The organism is Rhizobium sp. 16-488-2b, assembly GCF_017741815.1.
In the GTDB taxonomy this organism is placed as follows: domain Bacteria; phylum Pseudomonadota; class Alphaproteobacteria; order Rhizobiales; family Rhizobiaceae; genus Rhizobium.
In genome coordinates this window covers 69,372-92,206 of the sequence record NZ_JAGHMF010000007.1, presented here as the reverse complement: position 1 = coordinate 92,206, position 22,835 = coordinate 69,372, and the positions used below count along the sequence as shown (strand labels likewise).

The following is a 22,835-nucleotide window of genomic DNA, read 5'->3' as shown; positions in this document are numbered from 1 at the left end:
CCATTGCGAGTATCCCTGATGAAGAGAGCTGTTCTGATCCTGTCCGCGCTCGGCCTGACGGCCGCCGCATGGGGCACATTTGCCGCACAGCTCCCAGGCGAAGACGCGCCCGTTCCCGACGTCCGGCCGAGCGGCTACATGCCGCAGACCTCGCTGCCGGAATCGATGACGACAGGCGCGATACCGCGAAGCCAGGCAATCGCCCCCGTCAACAGCGACCTGAAGACCGGCCTCGACGCGCTCTCCGCCAAGGACCCGATGCAGGCGATTTCGATCCGCGACGGCATGGCGCAGGGCACGCTCGACCGACACATCCTGACCTGGGCGATCGCCGTCTCCGGGCAGAAGGGCGTACCATCCGTCGAGATTGCTACCGCTGCCCAAGAATTGAAGGGCTGGCCCGGGCTGGCAAAGCTCAGGATATACTCCGAACGTGCGCTTTATGACGAAAACCCCTCGCCCTCGGCTGTTCTCGCGGCCTTCGGTGAAACCGCCCCTGAGACAACTTCCGGCGCGATGATCCTTTCGCGTGCGCTTGTCGCGACCGGCAAACAGCAGCAGGCGGCGAAATATATGCGCAAGGCCTGGCGCGGCGAGACGCTGGACAAGGCGACGGAAGACAAGATCCTGGCCGAGTTCGCAGGCCTGCTGACCGTTGCCGACCACAAGGCGCGCATGGAATACCTGATGTATCGCAACCGCACGGCGCAGGCAAAGCGCTTCGGCGATCTCGGGCAGGCGCAATCGCTCTACAAGGCATGGGAAGCCGTCGCCAACAAGGCGCCGAACGCCGGCGCGCTGCTCGCCGGGGTCGATGGCAAATGGAACGGCGATCCGGGCTATCTCTTCGCGCGCATCGAATATCTGCGCAAGCAGGAGAAATATCCCGAGGCCGCAAAGCTCCTGCAGCAGATGCCGCGCGACCGAGACGAACTCGTCAACGCCGGCGAATGGTGGAACGAACAGCGGATCGTCAGCCGTGGGCTGGTCGACCAGGGGCAGTTCAAGCTCGCCTATGGCATCGTCTCGAAATACGCGGCAGCGACGCCAACCGATATCGTCGAGGCCGAGTTCCATGCGGGCTGGTACGCGCTGCGCGGACTGCAGGACCCGACGACTGCGCAGGCGCATTTCCGCAAGATCCTCGACTTCTCCAACGGCCCGATTTCCGTGTCGCGCGCCTACTACTGGATGGGACGCTCGGCAGAGGCGGGCGGCGCTGGCAAGGCCGCGGAGTTTTACGCCAAGGCCGCGGGCTATCCGACCACCTTCTACGGCCAGCTTGCCGGCGAGAAGCTTGGCCGCAAGACGATCAATGTCAGCTACCCCTCGCCCAGCCCTGAAGATCGGCAGCGCTATCAGGCGCGCGAGGCTGTGCAGGCTATCGCCCGCCTCGACGCAGCCGGCCATGGCTGGCGCGCGAACGCACTTTATCTTGCGCTCGGCGAGCAAATGCAGAGCCCGGGCGAACTCGCGATCCTCTCCGCGCAGGCCGAGCGCTCCGGCGACCATCATTTGTCGCTGCAGATCGGCAAGAGCGCCTATGCGCGCGGCGTCGATGTTGCGGCGCTGGCCTTCCCGATCGGCGTCATTCCCGGCACCGCCAACATCTCGGGCTCCGGCAAGGCGCTCGCCTACGCAATCGCCCGGCAGGAGAGCGCCTTCAATCCGACTGCCGTTTCCGTCGCCGACGCGCGCGGCCTGCTGCAGATCCTGCCCGGAACGGCCAAGGCCGTCGCCAAGCGCCACAACATCGCCTATTCCAAGGACAAGCTGACCGCAGACGCCGGCTACAACGCGACGCTCGGCGCGCATTATCTCGGCGAGCAGATCGACGCCTTCGGCGGCTCCTACATCATGACCTTCATCGCCTACAATGCCGGACCGAAGCGCGTGCCGGAATGGATCGGCCGCTACGGCGATCCGCGCGGCAAATCGATCGACGCCGTCGTCGACTGGATCGAGCGCATCCCCTTCCCGGAGACGCGCAATTATGTGCAGCGGGTGATGGAGAATTACGAGGTCTACAAGGCCCGTCTCGGGCAGCCGGCCAGCATTCAGCAGGACCTGATCGGCGGACGCAACGCGTCCTAAAGGCCGAGTTTGCCTGGCGGCGTAGCGCAGGCTAGTCTCTTCTCGTCAAGGCGGGGAGAGACGATGCACGATTGCAATAGCCAAGCCTTTCAGGATCGGACTTATATTTCCAGTGATGGCCTGACGCTGCATCTGCGGGACTATGATCCTGGCTGTGAGGCGACGGACGGCCGGTTGCCAGTGGTCTGTCTCCCTGGGCTGACAAGGAATTCCCGCGATTTTCATCAGCTGGCTCTGATCCTGTCGCAAGATCCGGTCACCCCAAGACGGGTGATCGCGCTTGATTACCGCGGGCGCGGTCTCTCCGACTGGGACGATAACAAGGCCAACTACAATCTCGCCGTCGAAGCGCGCGACGTCATCGAAGCCTGTGCATATATGAACATCGACCGCGCCGCCTTCATAGGCACCTCACGCGGTGGGCTGATCCTGCACCTGCTTGCCGGGATGAAGTCCGATTTGGTCGCGGCGGCCGTTCTCAATGATATCGGCCCGATCATCGAGGCCGCGGGCTTGATGAAGATTCGCGACGATCTCAATACGGCACGACTGCCGCGCGATATGAAGGAAGCGGCAGCGCTGCTGAAGCAGCGGCAAGGCGCCGACTTCCCTGCCCTCTCGGATGATGACTGGGCGGAGCTGGCAATGGCGATCTATCGCGATGTCGATGGTCAGGTCGTGCCCGATGTCGATCCGGCAATTGCCAGAGAGTTGGTGTCGATCGATTTCACGAAACTGGTGCCGAATCTCTGGGCACAATATGAGAATTTTGCGGCGCTGCCTTTGATGGTTATTCGCGGCGAAAATTCGGCCTTGCTTACAGATAACACGCTAGAAGCGATGGCCCAACAACACCCCGACCTCAAAATCCTCAGAGTTCCCGACCAAGGCCACCCGCCCCTAATGCATCAGCAGACGGCGCTCCAGAACATCCAGGTTTTTCTCGCGGCAATCTAGCTCGTCGCCCACTTGATTCGTTGAGATGATCCAATGCCGCGGATCACGGCTCTTACTATCGTCAAGAATACAAAAGGCCCGGTTCTTTCGAACCGGGCCTTCCTGATTTGACCTAAGTCAGATCAGATTAGAATGCACGCTGCAGGCGGAAGTAGCCAGTCGTGACATCGTCAGAGTTGTCGGCGTCGAGATACTGAACCGAAGCCTTAGCGTAGAAGTTTTCTACGATCTGGTAGTCAACCGTCAGGCCGACCTTCCAAGCGTCGTTGTCAGAGAAGTCGTCACCAGTGGCGTCGAGGCCGTAGCTACCGAAGTACTGAACACCGGGGGTGATCTTGAGCTTGTCGGTTGCCTGGATGGCGTATTCAGCAGCAACGGTCCACTCGGATTCGTCGTAGTAAGCGTTGGCGCCAGATGCCCAAGCAGCTGCCAGACCGAGCGTGCCCGGACCGATAGCAACAGTGCCCATGCCGCGGATCGCGCCTTCTTCGGTGTCGGTGTCGTAACCGCCGATCAGCTGGTAGCTGAATGCGCCGGCCTTGCCGCCGAGACCAAGAGCAACACCAACGTTGTTGTCGCTTTCGCCAGCGTGGATAACGCCTTCGAGTTCGTCAACAGAGATACCAGCGTAGAAGTCGCCAGATTCGTACTGATAACGGATCGAGTTGTGCAGCGTGTCGTGGCTTGCGAGAACGTCGGTTTCGCCAGAGAGGCCATCGTCCCACCAGCTGTAGAACAGACCAGCGCGGAAGCCAGCGATGTCGATGTAAGCCGAGTCGAGGATCGTTTCCTGGTTGCTGGCGTTGTCAGCATTTGCCTGGAGAACGATTACGCCGGTGAGCGGGCCGTATTCGGTGTCGCTCTTAGCCGTGAACTGAACCTGACCACGCGTGAAAGCGTCCCAGTCAGACGTGCCGCTTTCGTTCGGGCCAGCATCAACCTGGAAACGAACGTAACCTTCGATCTTCAGGCAGGTTTCCGTGCCCGGGATGTAGAAGTAGCCGGTGCCGTATGCGTCGCAAACGCGAACGTATTCTACTGCTTCCGGTTCAGCTGCAACAATCGCGTCAGCAGCCTGAGCGCCGGATACAACTGCCAGAGCAGCTGCGGAGCCGAGAAGTAGGCTCTTGATGTTCATATTGACCTCCAATTCAAAGTTTCGATCGGATCCGGGTTTTCGCCGTTTTGGCAGCGTTCCCTGCCCCGTCACCGTGTTTCAAGAAGTCGGACGATCAACCGCCCTCGCTTCCGAAGTTGAAAATACAAGACCCGGCCGGTCACGCAATCACCAACTTGTGCGATTGGGGGATTTACGACAGCCTTCGGTATGCGCTGTTGCTGAAAGGTCACAAATACGACATGCGGCCATTCCGTTTCTTTATACTTCGTTAAGAAAGCCCTGGTTTTGCGGGGGTTTAGTACAGATCGGCAGCACGACGGAACCCGGCGATGTGCCACATTGGAACCGTTTTCCGGCCAGATTCGGCGCGATAAGCCCTAGATTTTAGCAGGCGAACAAATAAGCCGCGCGACAGATCGGCGAAGACGACTGGGGGAATCGCTTGCGCGAGCGTCGGATGATTCTCGAAGCGATTCTACGTGGCGCTGTCATCGTCGCGTCATGACGATGATGACAAGGTCCGCCGCGCGCAAAGATGCGCTCGCATCAACACTTATGTTCGATGCAAAATCACTGAAGTGTCTATTTGGAAAATTCGCTCAGGCAGCGAGCGCTACCAAGGTGTCCGGGTCGGACAATGAGATGATGGCGGAGAAGATGGGATTCGAACCCACGATACCCTCTCGGGTATACTCCCTTAGCAGGGGAGCGCCTTCGACCACTCGGCCACCTCTCCGGTCGAGAGCCTGATAGAGTCATTCGCTGGGGGACGCAAGCGCTTTTTCGGCTTTGCCCCTGAAGAAAAGCCGGCTTATTTCAAAGCCAGCAGCTGCTTCAGATCGGAAGCCCCATCGGCAAGGACGGACTTGTCGGGGTTTATGCCGAGTTCCAGCATCTTCTTGCCGGTGACATAGGCCTTGGCATCGTTGATCGCATCGACAGCGATGAACTTGCCGGATTTGAAGTACCAGATCGAATGTGCGCCTTCGCGTGCGCCGGGGCGCAGAAGCGTCTCGTCGTAGCCGAGATTGAAGCCGGCGATCTGGAGTTTCACATCGTATTGATCGGACCAGAACCAGGGCTTCGGCTCGTAAGGCGCGTTGCCGCCGGCGATCACAGCTGCGGCTGCATCAGCTTGGTCGACGGCGTTCTGCACCGATTCGAGACGGATGCGCCCGCCCTGCCAGGGAAGGGCCGCGCAATCGCCTGCCGCGAAGATCGACGGATCGGAGGTGCGCGCGAATTCATCGACGACGATGCCGTTCGCAACCTCAAGGCCCGATTCCTTGGCGAGCTGGTCGTTTGGCGTCACGCCGATGCCGACGATGGCGAAATCGATATCGATGATCGAGCCATCGGAGAGTTCAGCGCCGACGAGCTTGCCGTCGCGGCCGATCAGATGCTTGAGGCCGGTCTTTTCGCGAATCTGCACGTCATGCTCTTCGTGGATGACGCGCATGATATCCGCGGTCTCCTTGGCAGCGACGCGCTGGAGAATGCGGTCCGCCATTTCGATGACGGTGACTTCAAGGCCCAGATGGCGCGCGACGGCTGCGGCCTCGAGGCCGATATAACCGCCGCCTATAATAAGGACGCGGCGGCCTGGGCGCATTTCGGCGGCCAGGAGATCGGCATCGCGCTTGTCGCGGGCGACATAAACACCCTCGAGATCGCCACCGATCGCGGCCGGCAGGCCACGCGGCGTAGACCCCGTCGTTAGCGCCAGTGTGCCGTAGTCGATGGTAGAGCCATCCTGGAGCACGACTTGCTTCTTGTCGCGCTTGATCTGCTCCACCCATGTGGAGAGACGAATCTCGACGTCGTTGTCGGCGAACCACTGCTCGGGGCGAAACAGCAGGCGGTCGAAGCTCATTTCGCCGAGCAGGTACTTCTTGGTGAGCGGCGGGCGCTGGTAAGGCAGCACGTCCTCGGCGCCAAGAATGGTGATGGGCCTGGTATCCTTGAGCGCGCGCAGCTTGGCCGCCATTGCAAAGCCCGCCTGACCTGCGCCGATAATCACCAATCTGTCCGTCACGATACCACTCCCGCATTCACTGTATTGAGCAAAGGCCTATCCCCTGCCCCTTGCGTCGTCAACCGGAGCGGAGCGCCGTCAGGCGATCTCGATCCAGCGGCGCTGGTGGAACGACTCTGCCATGGCGTGAACAGACTTTTCTATCCTAAGACCGTCTTCGAATGTGACGATCACCGACGGCGCACCGGAAATCGCGCGAATGAGCTCGCGGCATTCGATGATCTTCAGATCGTTGAAGCCAAGGCCGTGGCCTGGAGCGGGAATGAACCGGTCATAGGGATGGTGGGCGGGTGCGGCCAGGATCTTGCGAAACCCTTGCTCGCTGCCGCGGCCATCGGCCTGATAGAGCTCGAATTCGTTCATGCGCTCCTGATCGAAGGTGATCGCACCTTTCGAGCCGAATATCTGCAGGGCTATGCGCCCCTTTCGACCCCAGGCGGCGCGATTGGCCATCAACACGGCGGAGATGCCGCCGCCAAGACGCATCAGCACATTGGCCGCGTCGTGATTCTCGACTGGGCGCCGTCCACCGTCCTTTGTGGGACGATTGGCATAGGGCTTTGTCATATCAGTGACGACGGCCTCGACATGGCCGAAGAGATACCAGAGCAGCGACAGGGGGTGCACCGCGAAATCATCGAGCGCGCCATAACCGGCCGACAATTCGCTCTTCCAATAAAAGAACGCGTCCGGATCGGCCATGAAGTCCTCGTCCATCTCGACGCGGATATGATTGACCTGCCCTATGGCACCTTCGCCGATCAGCGCCTTGATGTGGCGAATGATCGGGTTCTGGATATAGTTATAGCCGAGCACGGCCACCCTGCCGGCGCGCCTGGCAGCATCCAGCATGCGCTCGGCATCCGCAAAGGCCGGCGCCATCGGTTTTTCGCACCAGACGTGCTTTCCTGCTTCGAGCGCTGCAATCGCCATCTCGGGATGAAACTGGTTCGGCGTGGTGACCGAGACGACATCGACATCGGGGTCGGCGATCAGCTGGCGCCAGTCGGCGGTCGCCTTTTCAAAGCCGAATTCCGAGGCGCGCGCATCGGCAAGCTCCTTGTTCGCCTCCGCCAGATGCACGAGGCGGGGACGCTCGACATCGCCGAAGACGGTCTTGACCGCATTCCATGCAAGCGCATGGCACTTGCCCATATAGCCCGTGCCGATCAAGCCGACGCCCAATGACTTCATGATATCCTCCCGCTCCGATCATGATTTTGGAATGCTCGGACCATTTTGGCAAGGCTGGCGGGCGAGCCCAGGAGCAGGTGAAAGCCATCAAATAGCGGAAAAGGCTCGATATTTCTCACTTAAAAAACGAATATGCCGGCGAATGGAAATCATCTATGGTCGGGAAACTGGAATATACGTTTCATTTTCGGATCAGCACATGGACAACGACCCCAAGGCCCCCTCTCGCGTTCCCAGGGATTTCGAGAGCCTGCGCAGCACGATCATCGAGCGCAAGGCGACCATGCCGAAGCGCCTGGCGCAGGTGGCTGCCTTCGCGCTGGCCAATCCCGACGAGATCGCCTTCGGCACGACGGCAAGCATCGCGTCCGCTTCCGAGGTTCAGCCATCGACGCTGGTGCGGCTTGCGCATCACCTGGGATATGAGGGCTTTTCCGACCTGCAAAGCATTTTCCGCGAGCGCCTGCGCGACCGGACACTGACCTATGAAGAGCGGTTGGTGACGCTGGAGCAATCGGGCGGCGAGGACGAGGACGCCAATCTGCTTTCTGGTTTCATCTCGGCCGCCGGCCAATCGATCAACCGGCTGGCCGCGACCGTTCAGTCGGACACCTTCAGCAAGGCCGTGGACATTTTGGCGACGGCCGACACCATCTATTTGATTGCCAAGCGCCGCTCCTATCCGCTGACGGCGCATATGAGCTACGCCTTCTCGAAGCTCAATATCCGCCACCAGATTGTCGCCTCACCCAATGGCGTCGATCCGGAAACCGTCCAGTTCGCAACGCCGAAGGATGCGGCGATCGCGGCGAGCTTTTCGCCTTACGCAGCAGAGAGCCTCGGCCAGGCGGAGATGCTGAAGGAGCGCGGCGTACCTGTTGTCGTCATCACCGATTCGGCCTTTTCGCCGCTCGCGACCAGCGCCGCCTGCTGGTTCGAAGTGGCGGAGGCCGACTTTGCCGGCTTCCGTTCGCTTTCGGCCTCGATGGCGCTGACCATGGCGCTGCCGGTGGCGATCGCCGAGCGGCGGCGAAAGCTGGGGCAGCCAAAATCCAAAAAAGCAAAAATGGAATAAACATTCTGAATTGACATTCAAACGGAACCGATGTTTCATTGATCGATATCACCGGCGGACATCCACGCCGGACTGAAAATGATCGGGAGGACATGATGGCACTAACTCAACCGGGCGAGAATCCGGGGCTGTCGCTTGATGTGATCACCATCGGCCGCTCGTCGGTCGATCTCTATGGCCAGCAGATCGGTTCCAAACTCGAAAACATCGCGTCCTTCGCCAAGTCCGTCGGCGGCTGCCCGGCGAATATCGCGATCGGCACGGCGCGCCTCGGCCTGAAGTCGGGCCTGATCACCCGTGTCGGCGATGAGCAGATGGGCCGCTTCATTCGTGAGCAATCGGCACGCGAGGGCGTTGCGACCGACGGCATCGTCACCGACAGGGAGCGGCTGACGGCGCTGGTGCTTCTGGCGGTCGAGGCCGAGGGCGTCTCGCCGATGATCTTTTATCGCTCCGACTGCGCCGACATGGCGCTCGACGAAGGCGATATCGACGAGGCCTATATAAAGTCCTCGCGCGCGGTGCTGGTGTCGGGAACGCATTTCTCACGGCCGAACACGGAAGCGGCGCAGCGCAAGGCGATCCGTATCGCCAAGGCCAACGGCCGCAAGGTGATCTTCGACATCGATTATCGCCCGAACCTCTGGGGCCTTGCCGGCCACGCGGAAGGGTTCGAACGGTATGTGAAATCTGACCGCGTATCCTCGAAGATGAAGGAGACCCTGCCGGATTGCGACCTGATCGTCGGCACGGAAGAAGAAATCCTGATCGCGTCTGGCGCCGACGACGTGCTCGGCGCGCTCAAAGAAATTCGCCGCCTGTCGCCCGCGACAATCGTCTTGAAGCGTGGCGCCATGGGCTGCATCGTCTATGACGGGCCGATCTCGGACGATCTCGAAGCCGGCATCGTCGGCGAAGGCTTTCCGATCGAGGTGTTCAACGTGCTCGGCGCCGGCGATGCCTTCATGTCCGGCTTCCTACGGGGATGGCTGAAGGACGAGCCGCTGAAGACCTGCGCCACCTGGGCGAATGCCTGTGGCGCCTTCGCGGTCTCCCGCCTGCTCTGCTCGCCTGAGTATCCGACCTGGGCGGAACTCGACTTCTTCCTGAAGAACGGCAGCACGCATCGGGCGCTGCGCAAGGACGAGGCGATCAACCACATTCACTGGGCCTCGAACCGCAAGGGTGACATCCCGCTGCTCATGGCGCTCGCCATCGATCATCGCTCGCAGCTGACTAGCGTCTGCGACGAACTCGGCGTCGATTACAAGCAGATCGTCGCCTTCAAGCGGCTGGCGGTGGAAGCCGCCGCGCGTGTCGCCGATGGCCGCAGCGGCTATGGAATGCTGATCGACGAGCGCTTCGGGCGCGATGCCTTCTTCGACGCGGCGACCAAGAATTTCGCCTGGATCGGGCGTCCCGTCGAACTGCCCGGCTCGAAGCCGCTGCGTTTCGAGTTCAGCCAGGATATCGGCTCGCAGCTGGTCGAATGGCCGCTCGATCATTGCATCAAGTGCCTGTGCTTCTATCATCCCGACGATCCCGCCGACCTGAAGAGCGAACAGCAGGAGAAGCTGCGGACTCTATTCGAGGCGGCGCGCAAGGTGGGCCGCGAGCTTTTGGTCGAGATCATCGCCAGCAAGAACGGGCCGCTGACCGACGACACCATCTCGACGGCGATGGAAGAGCTCTATGCGCTCGGCATCAAGCCGGACTGGTGGAAGCTGGAACCGCAGGCATCGAGTGCGGCGTGGAAGAAGATCGACGCCGTCATCGCCAAGAACGACCCCTGGTGCCGCGGCATCGTGCTGCTCGGGCTGGAGGCGCCGGCGGACGAGCTGGTGAAGGGCTTCGAGGCGACGCTGGCAGCACCTTCGGTCAAGGGCTTTGCCGTGGGACGCACCATCTTTTCGGATGCGGCGCGGGCCTGGCTGTCCGGCAAGATCAATGACGAGCAGGCGGTCGCCGACATGGCGGGACGCTTCCGTGAACTGACCGAAGCCTGGTTGAAAACACGCGGGCTCGGCCGATAGGATTGAAAGACCCCTCCCCAACCCCTCCCCACAAGGGGGCGGGGCTTTAACTTGAGGCGCCGCCTCTGCCACGAACAAACGTTCTGACGGACGCAAGGTTGAGGCGAAGCGAGACGGTTGCCACAGGTTAGCCCCTCCCCCTTGTGGGGAGGGGTTGGGGAGGGGAAAACGGATACGAGAATTGCGGGAGGAGCCTTATGGGCAAGACTGTACGATTGACGATGGCGCAGGCCGTCACCCACTTTCTGAAGAAGCAGATGACCGTGATCGACGGCAAGACGGTACCGATTTTCGGCGGCGTCTGGGCGATCTTCGGCCATGGCAATGTCGCGGGCATCGGTGAAGCGCTCTATCAGGTGCGCGGCGAGCTTAAGACCTATCGCGCCCATAACGAGCAGGGCATGGCGCATGCCGCGATCGCCTATGCCAAGGCGAGCTTCCGCCAGCGCTTCATGGCCTGCACGACATCGATCGGCCCCGGCGCGCTGAACATGGTGACGGCGGCGGGCGTGGCGCATGTCAACCGCATCCCCGTGCTCTTCCTCCCTGGCGACGTCTTCGCCAACCGCGCGCCGGATCCGGTGCTGCAGCAGATCGAGGACTTCGGCGACGGCACGGTTTCGGCCAACGACGCCTTCCGCCCGGTCTCGCGCTATTTCGACCGCATCACCCGGCCGGAACAGATCATATCGGCGCTGAAGCGCGCCATGCAGGTGCTGACCGATCCTTATGATTGCGGTCCGGTTACACTGTCGCTTTGCCAGGATGTTCAGGCGGAGGCCTTCGACTATCCGGAGAGCTTCTTCGAGGAGCGCATCTGGACCACGCGGCGCCCTCGCCCCGATGCGGACGAGCTGGCGAACGCCATCGCGCTGATCAAGAAGTCGGAAAAGCCTGTCATCATTGCTGGCGGCGGTGTGCTCTATTCGCAGGCGACGAAGGAACTGACGGAATTCGCGGATGTGCATGGTATTCCTGTCGTCGTCACGCAGGCCGGCAAGTCGGCGATCGACGAGCGGCATCCGCTGGCGCTCGGCTCGGTCGGTGTCACCGGCACATCTGCGGCCAACGCGCTTGCCGAGGAGACAGACCTTTTGATTGCCGTCGGCACGCGTTGCCAGGACTTCACCACCGGTTCGTGGGCGCTTTTCAAGAATGAGAAGCTCTCCATCCTCGGCCTCAACATCGCCGCCTACGACGCCGTCAAGCATGACGGGCTTCCCCTGGTGGCAGATGCGCGCGAGGGCCTGAAGGCGATCTCCGAGGGGCTTTCCGGCTGGAAGGCTCCGGCGGCACTAGCGGCGAAGGCCGAGAAGGAAAAGAAGATCTGGATGGAAGCGGCCGCCAAGGCGATGGCGACCACAAACGCTGCGCTGCCCTCCGACGCCCAGGTGATCGGCGCGGTCACCCGCACCATCGGCGGAGAGAACGCGATCGCGCTTTGCGCGGCGGGCGGCCTGCCTGGCGAACTCCACAAGCTCTGGCCGGCCACGGCACCGGGCAGCTATCACATGGAATACGGCTTCTCCTGCATGGGCTACGAGATCGCCGGCGGCCTCGGCGCCAAGATGGCGCATCCCGACAAGGATGTCATCGTCATGGTCGGCGACGGCTCCTACATGATGCTGAATTCCGAGCTCGCGACCTCGGTGATGCTGGGCCTGAAGCTCAACATCGTGCTCCTGGACAACCGCGGCTACGGCTGCATCAACCGGCTGCAGATGGGCACAGGTGGGGCGAACTTCAACAACCTGTTGAAGGACTCCTATCACGAGGTGATGCCGGACATCGACTTCCGCGCACATGCCGAAAGCATGGGGGCGATCGCGGTCAAGGTGTCTTCGATCGCCGAGCTTGAGCAGGCGATCATCGATTCGAAGAAGAACGATCGGACTTCGGTGTTCGTGATCGATACGGATCCGTTGATCACGACGGAGGCCGGCGGGCATTGGTGGGATGTGGTTGTGCCGGAGGTCAGTTCGCGCGAGGAGGTCAACAAGGCTCGCGCCAACTACGTGAAAGCGCGCGAAGCACAGCGGATTGGGTGATTTGAGACGTTAGAGCAAGTGGCCCCCTCATCCGCCCTTCGGCACCTTCTCCCCGCTGGGGAGAAGGGGAGACCGGGGTGAGCAGCCTGCCACAAGTCTCTTCTCCCCAACGGGGAGAAGGTGCCGGCAGGCGGATGAGGGGGCCACAGCCACAAACATTTGAGGAGAAACAGCAATGAAAGCCAAACTTGGCATGTCGCCCATCGCGTGGTGGAACGACGATCTTCCTGAACTCAGCGACGACGTATCGCTCGAGGAATGCCTGCGCCAATCGCGCGGCGCCGGCTTTACCGGCATGGAACAGGGGCGCCGGTTCCCGAATAATCCACGCGAGATGCTGCCGATCCTGAAGGCCGCCGACGTGACGCTGTGCGGGGGATGGTTTTCCGGCACGCTCGTCGACGAGGAGCTCGCGGCCAACAAGGATCGCATCCAGCCGATGATCGAGCTGTTCAAGTCCGTCGACGCGCCCTGCATCGTCTATGGCGAAGTCGGCCGCTCGATCCAGGGCGACCGTTCCAAGCCGCTCGCCACCAAGCCGAAACTCTCCGACGACGAGATGAAGGCCTATGCCCGCAAGGTCACGCAGTTTGGCGAATGGTGCGCCGAACAGGGCATGCCGCTCTCCTACCACCATCACATGGCTGCCGTGGTCGAGACCGAGCAGGAACTCGACGCCTTCATGCGCAACTCGGGCGCCGGCATTCCGCTGCTGCTCGACGCCGGCCACCTCGCCTTTGCCGGCGGCGACGTGCTGCGCGCCATCGACAACCACCACGCCCGCATCAACCACGTCCACGTCAAGGACATCCGCAAGTCGGTGGTCGACGGTCTCGACCGCAGCAAGCAGTCCTTCCTCGACGCCGTGGCACTCGGCGCCTTCACGGTGCCCGGCGACGGATCGCTCGATTTCGGGGCGATCGTGAAGCGGTTCGCCGATTACGGCTATGAGGGCTGGTTCGTCGTCGAGGCCGAGCAGGACCCGCGCAAGGCGCCGCCGCAGAAGATGGCCGAGATCGGTCACGCCGAACTGATGCGGGTGATGACGGCTGCCGGATATACGGTGGAGACGGAAGGGTTTCCGAAGGGGGCTTGAGGGCCTCAGCCACTGGAGCAAGTGGCCCCCTCATCCGACCCTTCGGGCCACCTTCTCCCCGCTGGGGAGAAGGGAAGATGGAGCGAGCGGCCCGCCCCGAATCCCTTCTCCCCAACGGGGAGAAGGTGCCGGCAAGCGGATGAGGGCGCCACACCCACGAATATTCACGAGGAGAAACAAATGCCAAACCTCAAAGTCAAACCAACAGGCACACACGGCCGCGTGACGCATGTGACGCCCGAGAGCGCCGGCTGGACCTATGTCGGCTTCGACATGCACCGGTTGAAAGCCGGCGAGACCGTGTCCGGCGAAACTGGTGAGCGCGAGGTCTGCCTCGTCTGGGTGAGCGGCAAGGGCAAGGCCAGTGCAGGCACCAGGGATTTCGGCACGCTCGGCGAGCGGATGAGCCCGTTCGATGGGGCGCCGCATGCGCTTTATATCCCGATGGAATCGGCATGGTCGGTGACGGCCGAGACCGATCTGGAGCTGGCGGTCTGCTCGGCGCCGGGCGGTGGCGCCTATGAGGCGAAGGCTATCCCGCCGGGCACGCATCCGGCGCTGACGCGCGGCAAGGGCACCAATGTGCGCTACGTCAACAACATCATGCCTGAGGATGACGCGTCGGCCTATTCGCTGCTTGTGGTCGAGGTGATCACGCCGGGCGGTCACACCTCCTCCTACCCGCCGCACAAGCACGACCAGGACAATCTGCCGAACGAGAGCTTCCTCGAGGAGACCTATTATCACCGCCTGAACCCACCACAGGGTTTTGGCTTCCAGCGCGTCTATACAGACGACCGGTCGCTGGACGAGGCGATGGTGCTCGAAGACGGCGACGTGACGCTGGTGCCTAAGGGGTATCACCCTTGCGCTGCCACGCACGGCTACGATCTCTACTATCTCAACGTGATGGCCGGCCCGAAGCGCGTCTGGAAGTTCTACAATGCGCCGGAGCATGAATGGCTGCTCAAGGCCTGAGACCGGAAGCATGACGATAAAAGCCGCGCCTCGACAGCGCGGCTTTTCGTTTCAGCCACGCGGCCTCAAATATCGAGCACCAGCTGCGGCAGGCCGTTCGAAGTCTTGCGCGGGGAAACGCCGTTTTCGTCGACCTGCGCGTTGACCCGCTGGCGAAAGGCCGAGAAGCTCTCGAAGGTAACGACATCGACGGGCTCGTCGAAATGAAGCGTCAGCTTGTGCAGGCCGCCGGATTGTTCGGCAAGCGCCAGGATCTTGCCGGTGAACGGCTGGTTGAGGTAGCGACCGCTGACGCGGGCACCAACGGTGAGTGCGGCAAGCGGCGTCGTATTGGGCCTGCTTGCCAGCGCAGACAACGTGTTCCAGTCGCGGACGCCGTGCTGGCTGGCGATCAACTCGAGGGCGGCGCTATGCGATATCGGGGTGCCGCTGGATTCCATGGCGCCACGTAATCGCCTTGCCTGGGCCTTCAGATCGTCGATCGAAGGATAGTTCATGGTTCAGCCTTTCAAAAAGGCATGCTGTTCGAAGCAGTTGGGAGCTCGCATTGCCACCAGTCAGCATGCACAAAGGGCTGTGACCGTTCATTCCGAGAGATCTTCACCATGGATTTTCATCCGCGAGCGGCAGGCGTCTCGCACCGTTTTTCGGTATGAGGCAGGGACGCGCATCTGTCAACCTGCGCAAATTTCCGGCAAATTCGCCGAATATTGCCTAAAAATGGGACTTCTGAGTGCCGCAATCTACATAAGCATCTAGTTTTAAAGATCTTTTTCAGAACTATTCAGCACACTTGCCCTAGATTGAAACCAGACAACCAGCGGAGGCGACCATGGCCTTTCAGATGCACCTCGATACTGCACATCCCGAACCGGAGCAGGCTTACCGGGAATTCGCGCTCGATCGCCCCGGCAAGATCATTTTCGTCGGCCATCACCTCAGCACCGCTACCCAACTCCGCTGCCTGATCCGCAGCATCACACTTGCGGGCGCGACGCTCGAAGTGAACGCGTCGATCGAAATGCCGAACCATTTCTTCCTGGAAATTCTCGGCATCCAGGACGAGATCGGTGCGACGCTGGTGAAGCGCGAGGGCGATCTTGCGACGATCAGCTTCAACATGCTGATCAATCCGGAGTTCCTGCACCACGTGCTGCGCCTGAGTTTCGAAAACTAGGACCAGCCACCCATAAAAAAAGAGCGGGCTTGCGCCCGCTCCGGCTTCGCCTGATATCATCAGGCCGCCAAACGCCGCTCGATCTGATCGATCGGCAGGTTCGTGTAATCCTTGGGAATTTCGGCCGAGATGATCGCCTGCGCCTCGACGCTGAGGTTGGAACGAAGCGTTCCGAGCGCGCGCGGTGGCGCGACCAGCACGATGTTGGTCGCATCCTTCTCGATGATCAGGTCATCCAGCTTGAACGCGATCTGCTTCAGGAATTCGGCCTCGGCCTGATCGTGCCAATCGAGTTCCTCGACCGCGCTGCCACGACCATCCGCGCTATGGGCACGGCCGGGCTTATCGGTGCCGATTTCGCGATCGGGCTCATTCGGTTGCGCCAGGGTTTCCCTGACCTTGAGATCGACGCCGCTAACGTCGCCGTCATTCTGCATAATCAGAGCCTTGCCTCCGTCGCATACCACAACCCAGGAATTTCGCGGCACTCTGATGTCAGCCATATCAGTCTCCTTGATCTTTTTTTTGCTGAGTGCGGATCCCGCACTCGGGAGCACAAATCTGTGCTCGTGAACAAGAAGCAAACGCCCGGGGTCGTAAAGAGTTCAACGATTTGTGGAATTCGCGCGATAGGCAATCCAATCCGTGTAGCGGACGTAAAGAGAGGCAAACGTCAGGACAAGATCATGAAAACAGCTCTCGTCGCCTACGCCGGTTCATTTGCTACCCTGCTCGTCTTGGATGCCATCTGGCTCGGCCTCGTCGCCCGGACATTCTATCGCGATCAACTGGGCGATCTAATGCTGCCGTCACCGAATTTCGGCATCGCCGCGATCTTCTATCTCTTCTTCGCCGTTGCCGTGGTGGTGCTCGCCGTGCTTCCGGCGATCGCGTCTGGGTCCCTATCGACCGCCGTCATCTACGGCCTGATCCTGGGGCTCGCCGCCTACGGGACCTATGACGTGACGAACCTCGCCACGCTGAAGAACTGGCCGCCGCTGATGAGCATCGTCGATCTCGCCTGGGGCGGCTTTATCACCGCCATGACGGCCGCCGGCGGATTTTTTGCGGTCCGCGCCCTCAGTTAAATTCTCATTCACTAAAATTGTAGTGATTTCGTTGATGATTGCGCAAAGCATTCATGTGACGCTCCATTGGAAAGACTAGGATTTTTCTGATTTTAGGAGTGTGCCTGCGATGTCGATGCTCAACAACACGCACCTCACGACGGTGAAATCGGAGATTTACGAGACCCGGTGGGAGCAGTTCAACGTGCGGCGTCCGGCCCGCATCGTGGCCGTGCGGCCCTGCCTGACAGGTGTCTCGATGCGCAGCGCCGAGATCATCGACATATCCCGCGGCGGCGCCACGCTTCTCGTCGCTTCGGCGACCGGTCTTCCCAAGCACTACTATCTCAACATTCTCGGGCTAGCCTACCGCATCGGCTGCGCCGAGGTGTCACGACGCAATGAGCGCCTGCATGTGCGCTTCATCAACACGATCGAGCCCGAGGTATTGCGCCGCGTCGTGCGTGCCGACTTCATGATCGGCAATATGGAAGCGATCAGCGCGAGCCGCACGATCAGCATGTAAATAGGCTTCCCAGGGGAATAATCGTCCTTGCCATGGCACCATCAGCGCCTATTGTTGGCGCGATTTTCATAGCCTTGGGAAATGCCCTTAAAATGTCTGCCTTTTCGCGCTTCACACCGCTTGTCAGCGCCCTGCCCTCCACCGTTCCCTTTGTCGGCCCAGAAGCCATCGAGCGCCAGCGTGGCCTGATCGTCAAAGCGCGCATAGGCGCCAACGAAAACGGCTTCGGCCCCGCCCCTTCAGTGCTGACGGCGATGCGCGAGGCGGGTGTTGATATCTGGAAATACAGCGATCCCGAGAACTACGATCTGAAGGAAGCGCTGGCCGCCCATCTTGGCACGAGTGCGGCCAATATCGCCATCGGCGGCGGCATCGATGAACTGCTCGGGCAGATCGTTCGCATGGTGATCGAACCCGGCGCGCCCGTCGTCACGTCGCTCGGCGGCTATCCGACCTTCAACTTTCATGTGGCGGGCTTCGGCGGCCGGCTGGTCACCGTTCCCTATGTGAACGATCGCGAAGATCTCGACGGATTGCTGGATGCGGTGAAGCGTGAAAATCCGCCGCTCATCTATTTCGCCAACCCTGACAATCCGATGGGAAGCTGGTGGGATGCCGACCGCGTGGTGGCCTTCGCCCGCGCGATTCCCGAGACCACGCTGCTGATCCTCGACGAGGCCTATAGCGAGACGGGTCCGGCCAGCGCCCTGCCCTCGATCGCGTCGCTGATCGACCTGCCCAACCTGATCAGGACACGCACCTTCTCGAAGGCTTACGGCCTTGCCGGCGCGCGCGTGGGCTATGCGATCTCGACACCCGGCACTGCCCTCGCCTTCGACAAGATCCGCAACCATTTCGGCATGAACCGGATGGCTGTCGCCGGCGCAATCGCGGCGCTGAAGGATCAGACCTATCTCTCGGAGGTAATCTCCAAGATCCACGCCGCGCGCGAGCGGATTGCCGGTATCGCCGATGCCAACGGCCTGCAGGCGCTGCCGTCGGCAACCAATTTCGTCGCCGTCGACGCAGGCCGCGACGGCACCTATGCGCGGGCGATCGTCGACGGGCTGATGCAGCATGGCGTGTTCATCCGCATGCCGGGGGTCGCTCCGCTCAACCGCTGCATTCGCGTCAGCGTCGGCCCGGCCGCCGATATGGACCTGTTCGAGGCGGCATTGCCTCAGGTTCTGAAGTCGATCGGCTGATTAAACGACAAGAACCGCGCCGGCCTTGTTCCTGCCGGTCGCGGTTCGATATGTCGGCGCAGGCGCAAGGCGCCTCGCCATCCCCTCTTCGAGGTTATTGTTTTTATTGAATTGTCGGCACTGACAGTTGCTTAGTGCACCGTCATCCATTCGCGAGCCGCGCGCAGCGCCTCGACAAGCTGCATCTTGTCCATCGTGGCCGCGAGATCGGCGCGCAGTTCGGCGGCGCGATCGTGGCCCTTGATGGCCGCGATGTTCAGCCATTTGTGGGCCGCAACGAGGTCAACGGAGCATCCGCGACCTGTCGCGTACATCAGACCCATTTCGCAGAAGACATCGGCGTTGTTTTCGCCACCCATGGTGGCCGTTTCAGCATTGTGCATTTCAAAGCGTGCCATCGGTTTTATCCCTGTTTAGCCTGTTATCGACTTACCCTGTTTACCTCGGAGCCTTGCCGTCTAACGCGGCGTTCGGTCTCTTCGGTTCGGCGGGTTTGCCCCGCTCGTTTGATGGCTCCAATATGCAGCAAGCCCTTCAAAAAACGCCTAAAATGCATGATTAATTTGAGACAAACAAAGTGCAAACGCTTGGTAAAATTGGGTTTTTGTTAAACATCGGATCGCCTGCTCATTAAGGGTTCCGGCATTTGTTTAAGGAAAAATTCAGATTTGAAAATCAACCCTTCGTTCACCACGAAATCAGCGGCGAAATGAAAACACACGGAAATTCGTGTTCGCGAACAGGCACTTTCGACCATGCCGGAACCACGAATATTTACCTTTACGTTCGCGTAAGCTATCGTCCGCAGCCTCAGGACATCAGGGAGGAATAAGATGATCCGCAGTCTCATTCTGGCGAGCGCCTTGGCGCTTTCCGCAACGCTTGCGTATGCCGAGGAGCCGATCGCAGGCAACTGGAAGACGGTGGCGGGCGATACCGCCGTGATCGCGTCTTGCGGCGGCAGCTACTGCATCACGCTGAAGACAGGCAAATATGCCGGGCGCAAGATCGGAACGCTGTCAGGCAAGGACGGCACCTATAATGGCGAGATCACCGATCCGAGCAACGACAAGACCTATAGCGGCTCGGGCACGGTCTCCGGCAACTCGCTGAAGATGAAGGGCTGCGTGCTCGCCGTTCTCTGCAAGTCGCAGACCTGGACACGCCTGTAAGACAATATCCGATGCGCCCGGCCCATCGGGCGCATCTCCTCCGTCCTTTCCGCCCTGACTACTTTCATGAACGGCGGATGAATTCCGATCTCAGCATCGGTTCAGCCTGACCATGGCAAAACGGTGTCATTCTAAAGTGCACTGCGTCGCAAGCAGCACCCGGCGCACACATGACATTCGGAACATGGCACATGGGCAAGGATACGGAAGTGCTTATCATGGCAAGACGCTTCACCATCATCACGCTGTTCGCGGCGATCTTCGCCGTCTCGTTCTCGGCGGCCGTCAACCGCAATGCCGGCGGCGGCGCGCAGTCGCATTTCGGCGCGAACTATACCTGCGTCGACAGAACCAACCCGATCTGCACCAGCGTTAACTGACGTCAACGCGACCGGCAACCGCCAACCCCGGCTGCCGGTCATCCCAGTACGCAATTCATGCCATTCAGGCCTTGTCATGCTGGTCATGCACGCGTCGTTTGCTTGTTAAGAACGACGTACTATAATGCCTCATGAGCAACCGAATCTCTCCTTCCGCCCCCCTCGACGTCTCGTCTCCGAGCCCTTTCAAGCCGCAAAGTTTCGACGATCCGATCAAGGCCGTCGAAGCGCTGACAGAGCTTTACGAGCGCAACACGACCTTCCTGATCGAGCACTTCAAGGAACTGGCGCAGGGCGCGCCGATCACCTCGCGCTACCGGGCGTTTTATCCGCAGGTGAGCATCGAGACGACAAGCTTCGGCCATATCGATACGCGCCTCTCCTACGGCCATGTCACGGCGCCTGGCATCTACACGACGACGATCACCCGTCCCTCGCTCTTTCGGCATTATCTGAAGGAACAGCTCGGGCACCTGATGCGCAATCACAATGTGCCCGTCGTCGTGTCCGAATCGACCACGCCGATCCCGCTGCATTTCGCCTTTGGCGAAGGCGCTCATGTGGAGGCATCCGCATCGGCTTTCGTCGATGTGCCGATGCGTGATCTCTTCGATACGCCCGACCTCAACACCACCGATGACGAGATCGCCAACGGCGAATATATCCCGCCGCCGGGCGAGCCCTCGCCGCTTGCGCCTTTCACGGCGCAGCGCATCGACTATTCGCTGGCCCGCCTGTCGCACTATACGGCCACCGGCGCGCAGCACTTCCAGAACTTCGTGCTGTTCACGAACTACCAGTTCTACATCGACGAATTCTGCGCCTGGGCGCGCAAGCTGATGGCCGATGGCGGCGATGGCTATACGTGCTTCGTCGAGCCCGGAAACATCGTCACCCACGCCGGCTCCAGCACGCCGGAGACGGATGCGACGCTGTCTCGACTGCCGCAGATGCCGGCCTATCACCTGAAGAAGAAGGGCCATGCCGGGATCACCATGATCAATATCGGCGTCGGCCCGTCCAACGCCAAGACGATCACCGACCACGTGGCGGTGCTGCGCCCGCATGCCTGGCTGATGCTCGGCCATTGCGCCGGCCTGCGCAACAGCCAGCGGTTGGGCGACTACGTGCTGGCGCATGCCTATATGCGTGAAGACCATGTTCTCGACGACGACCTGCCGGTCTGGGTGCCTATCCCGGCGCTCGCCGAAGTGCAGGTGGCGCTGGAGGCAGCCGTGGCCGAGATTACCGGCTACGAGGGCTTCGAGCTCAAGCGCATCATGCGCACCGGTACCGTCGGTACGATCGACAACCGCAACTGGGAACTGCGCGACCAGCGCGGACCGGTGAAGCGGCTGAGCCAAGCCCGCGCCATCGCACTCGACATGGAATCGGCGACCATCGCCGCCAACGGCTTCCGCTTCAGGGTGCCTTACGGCACGCTGCTTTGCGTGTCCGACAAGCCGCTGCATGGCGAACTCAAGCTGCCGGGCATGGCGACGGCCTTCTATCGCACGCAGGTCAACCAGCATCTGCAGATCGGCATCCGCGCCGTGCAGAAGCTCGCGGCAATGCCGCCGGAGACGCTGCATTCGCGCAAGCTCAGAAGCTTCTTCGAGACGGCCTTCCAATAGGCCGCCTCGCTTGCCTCACGTGGCGCGATTGCGACCGAACGGCAAGGAGATTGCCGTTCCCGTGAGCGCGGAAACGATGATCAGCAGATGAGCATTGATGCTTGCCCGAGCGAGTGCCGCGATATCCGCGGCATTGCTCGATGCGCCGAAGGCAACGGCGCCTGCCGTTATGCCCGCCGGATAGGTGCCGACACCGCCAGGGGCATGCATCGGCAGTACGGACGACAGCTCGCCGCCAAGCGCGCCACCGAAGCTTGCAGCCGCCGGCACGACGCCCATCAGCCGTAGCGCCCAGGCAAGCACCAGCACCTTGACCAGCCAGTTGATGACCGTCATCGCCCAAGCGCGCGCGAAGGCAGATGCATTCGCCGGCAGACCGTTTTCGATCTCGACGACGAAATGCTGCAATTTCCTCGGCAGGAGCTTCGCGGCAACGCCCACGAGCGGCTTGCGCGCCGCAAACGCTATGACCGGCAGCAGCAGGAATGCGGCCCAGAGCAGCCATGCGACCAGCTTGTGCGACGACGCGATCGCGAAGCCGATGCCGGCGGCGGCGAACAACGCATGAAGGTCAAGAAGACGCATGACAAGCAGCGCCGCCGTTCCGCGCGCAAGCGGGATTCCGAATTCGGTGCGCATCAGCAATGGAAAGCTGGTCTCGCCGGTTCGAAATGGCAGCATGATATTCAGGAGATTGTGCACTTGAGTCACACGGAAAAGCGCCGGAAAGCGGCCGCTGGTTTCGCGCGGGAAGTAATCATAGGTGCGCCAGGTGCGCAGGAAATAGGTGCTGGTAAGAAGAGCGAGCGCCGCGATGATCGTCGGAGCGCCTACTTCGGCCCATTGCCGCAGAATGGTCGACCAGCCCCAGAACCACTCGATGAAGGCGGCGTAGACTATGACAATTATGACTGTGAACAGCAGCATTCGATTGCGTGCGAACCAGGATTGTCGGCTGGCAACCACCGGAGACTTCATGTACTAGCTTCCTGCCTTCGGCCGACAGAAGAGCGGCACCACTGGGCGGCGTTTTAGGAGAAATAC

General features: G+C 61.0%; 21 protein-coding genes and 1 tRNA gene. 14 read left to right on the top strand and 8 right to left on the bottom strand.

Going from position 1 to position 22,835, the window contains the following annotated elements; genetic code table 11:
* Positions 1-18 precede the first annotated feature (18 nt).
* Both J5286_RS06595 and J5286_RS06590 read left to right on the top strand, forming a co-directional pair.
* The gene (locus J5286_RS06595; protein ID WP_209189724.1) at positions 19-2,094 is read left to right on the top strand and encodes a lytic transglycosylase domain-containing protein; all 2,076 of its coding nucleotides are present in this window, start codon (positions 19-21) and stop codon (positions 2,092-2,094) included.
* A 63-nt stretch (positions 2,095-2,157) separates the two neighbouring features.
* On the top strand, positions 2,158-3,051 hold the full coding sequence (locus J5286_RS06590; protein ID WP_209189723.1) for an alpha/beta fold hydrolase: 894 nt from the start codon (positions 2,158-2,160) through the stop codon (positions 3,049-3,051).
* Between the two features lie 127 nt (positions 3,052-3,178).
* Here J5286_RS06590 and J5286_RS06585 read toward each other — a convergent pair whose 3' ends face one another.
* The 4 genes from J5286_RS06585 to J5286_RS06570 all read right to left on the bottom strand — a co-directional run bounded on the left by J5286_RS06585 (position 3,179) and on the right by J5286_RS06570 (position 7,400).
* Positions 3,179-4,189: a porin gene (locus J5286_RS06585; RefSeq protein WP_209189722.1), complete on the bottom strand. Its 1,011-nt coding sequence runs from the start codon at positions 4,187-4,189 to the stop codon at positions 3,179-3,181.
* Positions 4,190-4,817: 628 nt separating this feature from the next.
* Positions 4,818-4,907: transfer RNA gene (locus J5286_RS06580), tRNA-Ser, on the bottom strand.
* Between the two features lie 75 nt (positions 4,908-4,982).
* Complete coding sequence (locus J5286_RS06575) at positions 4,983-6,206, bottom strand: NAD(P)/FAD-dependent oxidoreductase (RefSeq protein ID WP_209189721.1); 1,224 nt, start codon at positions 6,204-6,206, stop codon at positions 4,983-4,985.
* Between the two features lie 78 nt (positions 6,207-6,284).
* On the bottom strand, positions 6,285-7,400 hold the full coding sequence (locus J5286_RS06570; protein WP_209189720.1) for a Gfo/Idh/MocA family protein: 1,116 nt from the start codon (positions 7,398-7,400) through the stop codon (positions 6,285-6,287).
* A gap of 199 nt (positions 7,401-7,599) precedes the next feature.
* Between J5286_RS06570 and J5286_RS06565 the strand changes: the two genes are divergently transcribed.
* The 5 genes from J5286_RS06565 (at position 7,600) to iolB (ending at position 14,630) form a co-directional block, all read left to right on the top strand.
* On the top strand, positions 7,600-8,475 hold the full coding sequence (locus tag J5286_RS06565) for a MurR/RpiR family transcriptional regulator (RefSeq protein ID WP_209189719.1): 876 nt from the start codon (positions 7,600-7,602) through the stop codon (positions 8,473-8,475).
* 95 nt (positions 8,476-8,570) lie between these two features.
* Positions 8,571-10,508 (top strand): bifunctional 5-dehydro-2-deoxygluconokinase/5-dehydro-2-deoxyphosphogluconate aldolase, encoded by a 1,938-nt coding sequence (locus J5286_RS06560; RefSeq protein ID WP_209189718.1) that lies wholly within the window; start codon positions 8,571-8,573, stop codon positions 10,506-10,508.
* 197 nt (positions 10,509-10,705) lie between these two features.
* Positions 10,706-12,556 carry a 3D-(3,5/4)-trihydroxycyclohexane-1,2-dione acylhydrolase (decyclizing) gene (iolD, locus tag J5286_RS06555; protein WP_209189717.1) on the top strand — a complete coding sequence of 617 codons (1,851 nt, stop codon included), beginning with the start codon at positions 10,706-10,708 and terminating at the stop codon, positions 12,554-12,556.
* 175 nt (positions 12,557-12,731) lie between these two features.
* Positions 12,732-13,652, top strand: a complete 921-nt coding sequence (gene iolE, locus J5286_RS06550) for a myo-inosose-2 dehydratase (RefSeq protein WP_209189716.1) — start codon at positions 12,732-12,734, stop codon at positions 13,650-13,652.
* 180 nt (positions 13,653-13,832) lie between these two features.
* On the top strand, positions 13,833-14,630 hold the full coding sequence (iolB, locus tag J5286_RS06545; protein WP_111561063.1) for a 5-deoxy-glucuronate isomerase: 798 nt from the start codon (positions 13,833-13,835) through the stop codon (positions 14,628-14,630).
* Between the two features lie 65 nt (positions 14,631-14,695).
* Here iolB and J5286_RS06540 read toward each other — a convergent pair whose 3' ends face one another.
* The gene (locus tag J5286_RS06540; protein WP_209189715.1) at positions 14,696-15,127 is read right to left on the bottom strand and encodes a glyoxalase superfamily protein; all 432 of its coding nucleotides are present in this window, start codon (positions 15,125-15,127) and stop codon (positions 14,696-14,698) included.
* 347 nt (positions 15,128-15,474) lie between these two features.
* Between J5286_RS06540 and J5286_RS06535 the strand changes: the two genes are divergently transcribed.
* On the top strand, positions 15,475-15,807 hold the full coding sequence (locus J5286_RS06535) for a hypothetical protein (protein ID WP_026283067.1): 333 nt from the start codon (positions 15,475-15,477) through the stop codon (positions 15,805-15,807).
* Between the two features lie 59 nt (positions 15,808-15,866).
* On the opposite strand, the gene J5286_RS06530 is transcribed toward J5286_RS06535, so the two are convergent.
* Positions 15,867-16,310, bottom strand: coding sequence for a baeRF12 domain-containing protein (locus tag J5286_RS06530; RefSeq protein ID WP_018898832.1), 444 nt, complete (start codon positions 16,308-16,310; stop codon positions 15,867-15,869).
* Positions 16,311-16,493: 183 nt separating this feature from the next.
* Between J5286_RS06530 and J5286_RS06525 the strand changes: the two genes are divergently transcribed.
* The 3 genes from J5286_RS06525 (at position 16,494) to J5286_RS06515 (ending at position 18,605) form a co-directional block, all read left to right on the top strand.
* On the top strand, positions 16,494-16,895 hold the full coding sequence (locus J5286_RS06525) for a DUF2177 family protein (protein WP_209189714.1): 402 nt from the start codon (positions 16,494-16,496) through the stop codon (positions 16,893-16,895).
* A gap of 109 nt (positions 16,896-17,004) precedes the next feature.
* Positions 17,005-17,400 carry a hypothetical protein gene (locus J5286_RS06520; RefSeq protein ID WP_018898834.1) on the top strand — a complete coding sequence of 132 codons (396 nt, stop codon included), beginning with the start codon at positions 17,005-17,007 and terminating at the stop codon, positions 17,398-17,400.
* Between the two features lie 92 nt (positions 17,401-17,492).
* The gene (locus J5286_RS06515) at positions 17,493-18,605 is read left to right on the top strand and encodes a pyridoxal phosphate-dependent aminotransferase (protein WP_209189713.1); all 1,113 of its coding nucleotides are present in this window, start codon (positions 17,493-17,495) and stop codon (positions 18,603-18,605) included.
* 131 nt (positions 18,606-18,736) lie between these two features.
* Here the strand turns inward: J5286_RS06515 and J5286_RS06510 are convergent, their stop codons facing one another.
* A complete protein-coding gene (locus J5286_RS06510; protein ID WP_018898836.1) occupies positions 18,737-19,003 on the bottom strand; it encodes an SEL1-like repeat protein in 267 nt (88 codons plus the stop codon).
* 435 nt (positions 19,004-19,438) lie between these two features.
* On the opposite strand from J5286_RS06510, the gene J5286_RS06505 reads away from it, so the two are divergent.
* The 3 genes from J5286_RS06505 (at position 19,439) to amn (ending at position 21,791) form a co-directional block, all read left to right on the top strand.
* A complete protein-coding gene (locus J5286_RS06505; RefSeq protein WP_183899475.1) occupies positions 19,439-19,777 on the top strand; it encodes a DUF2147 domain-containing protein in 339 nt (112 codons plus the stop codon).
* A 191-nt stretch (positions 19,778-19,968) separates the two neighbouring features.
* The gene (locus J5286_RS06500; protein WP_047513527.1) at positions 19,969-20,157 is read left to right on the top strand and encodes a hypothetical protein; all 189 of its coding nucleotides are present in this window, start codon (positions 19,969-19,971) and stop codon (positions 20,155-20,157) included.
* A gap of 131 nt (positions 20,158-20,288) precedes the next feature.
* Positions 20,289-21,791 (top strand): AMP nucleosidase, encoded by a 1,503-nt coding sequence (gene amn / locus J5286_RS06495; RefSeq protein WP_018898839.1) that lies wholly within the window; start codon positions 20,289-20,291, stop codon positions 21,789-21,791.
* Positions 21,792-21,806: 15 nt separating this feature from the next.
* Here amn and J5286_RS06490 read toward each other — a convergent pair whose 3' ends face one another.
* The gene (locus tag J5286_RS06490; protein WP_209189712.1) at positions 21,807-22,769 is read right to left on the bottom strand and encodes a lysylphosphatidylglycerol synthase transmembrane domain-containing protein; all 963 of its coding nucleotides are present in this window, start codon (positions 22,767-22,769) and stop codon (positions 21,807-21,809) included.
* Between the last annotated feature and the right edge of the window lie 66 nt (positions 22,770-22,835).

What these genes read in the sequence shown, in the direction of transcription:
- J5286_RS06595 (WP_209189724.1), top strand. Translation starts at nt 19, where the DNA reads ATGAAGAGAGCTGTTCTGATCCTGTCCGCGCTCGGCCTGACGGCCGCC.
- J5286_RS06590 (WP_209189723.1), top strand. Translation starts at nt 2,158, where the DNA reads ATGCACGATTGCAATAGCCAAGCCTTTCAGGATCGGACTTATATTTCC.
- J5286_RS06585 (WP_209189722.1), bottom strand. Translation starts at nt 4,189, where the DNA reads ATGAACATCAAGAGCCTACTTCTCGGCTCCGCAGCTGCTCTGGCAGTT.
- J5286_RS06570 (WP_209189720.1), bottom strand. Translation starts at nt 7,400, where the DNA reads ATGAAGTCATTGGGCGTCGGCTTGATCGGCACGGGCTATATGGGCAAG.
- J5286_RS06565 (WP_209189719.1), top strand. Translation starts at nt 7,600, where the DNA reads ATGGACAACGACCCCAAGGCCCCCTCTCGCGTTCCCAGGGATTTCGAG.
- J5286_RS06560 (WP_209189718.1), top strand. Translation starts at nt 8,571, where the DNA reads ATGGCACTAACTCAACCGGGCGAGAATCCGGGGCTGTCGCTTGATGTG.
- iolD (WP_209189717.1), top strand. Translation starts at nt 10,706, where the DNA reads ATGGGCAAGACTGTACGATTGACGATGGCGCAGGCCGTCACCCACTTT.
- iolE (WP_209189716.1), top strand. Translation starts at nt 12,732, where the DNA reads ATGAAAGCCAAACTTGGCATGTCGCCCATCGCGTGGTGGAACGACGAT.
- iolB (WP_111561063.1), top strand. Translation starts at nt 13,833, where the DNA reads ATGCCAAACCTCAAAGTCAAACCAACAGGCACACACGGCCGCGTGACG.
- J5286_RS06540 (WP_209189715.1), bottom strand. Translation starts at nt 15,127, where the DNA reads ATGAACTATCCTTCGATCGACGATCTGAAGGCCCAGGCAAGGCGATTA.
- J5286_RS06535 (WP_026283067.1), top strand. Translation starts at nt 15,475, where the DNA reads ATGCACCTCGATACTGCACATCCCGAACCGGAGCAGGCTTACCGGGAA.
- J5286_RS06530 (WP_018898832.1), bottom strand. Translation starts at nt 16,310, where the DNA reads ATGGCTGACATCAGAGTGCCGCGAAATTCCTGGGTTGTGGTATGCGAC.
- J5286_RS06525 (WP_209189714.1), top strand. Translation starts at nt 16,494, where the DNA reads ATGAAAACAGCTCTCGTCGCCTACGCCGGTTCATTTGCTACCCTGCTC.
- J5286_RS06520 (WP_018898834.1), top strand. Translation starts at nt 17,005, where the DNA reads ATGTCGATGCTCAACAACACGCACCTCACGACGGTGAAATCGGAGATT.
- J5286_RS06515 (WP_209189713.1), top strand. Translation starts at nt 17,493, where the DNA reads ATGTCTGCCTTTTCGCGCTTCACACCGCTTGTCAGCGCCCTGCCCTCC.
- J5286_RS06510 (WP_018898836.1), bottom strand. Translation starts at nt 19,003, where the DNA reads ATGGCACGCTTTGAAATGCACAATGCTGAAACGGCCACCATGGGTGGC.
- J5286_RS06505 (WP_183899475.1), top strand. Translation starts at nt 19,439, where the DNA reads ATGATCCGCAGTCTCATTCTGGCGAGCGCCTTGGCGCTTTCCGCAACG.
- J5286_RS06500 (WP_047513527.1), top strand. Translation starts at nt 19,969, where the DNA reads ATGGGCAAGGATACGGAAGTGCTTATCATGGCAAGACGCTTCACCATC.
- amn (WP_018898839.1), top strand. Translation starts at nt 20,289, where the DNA reads ATGAGCAACCGAATCTCTCCTTCCGCCCCCCTCGACGTCTCGTCTCCG.
- J5286_RS06490 (WP_209189712.1), bottom strand. Translation starts at nt 22,769, where the DNA reads ATGAAGTCTCCGGTGGTTGCCAGCCGACAATCCTGGTTCGCACGCAAT.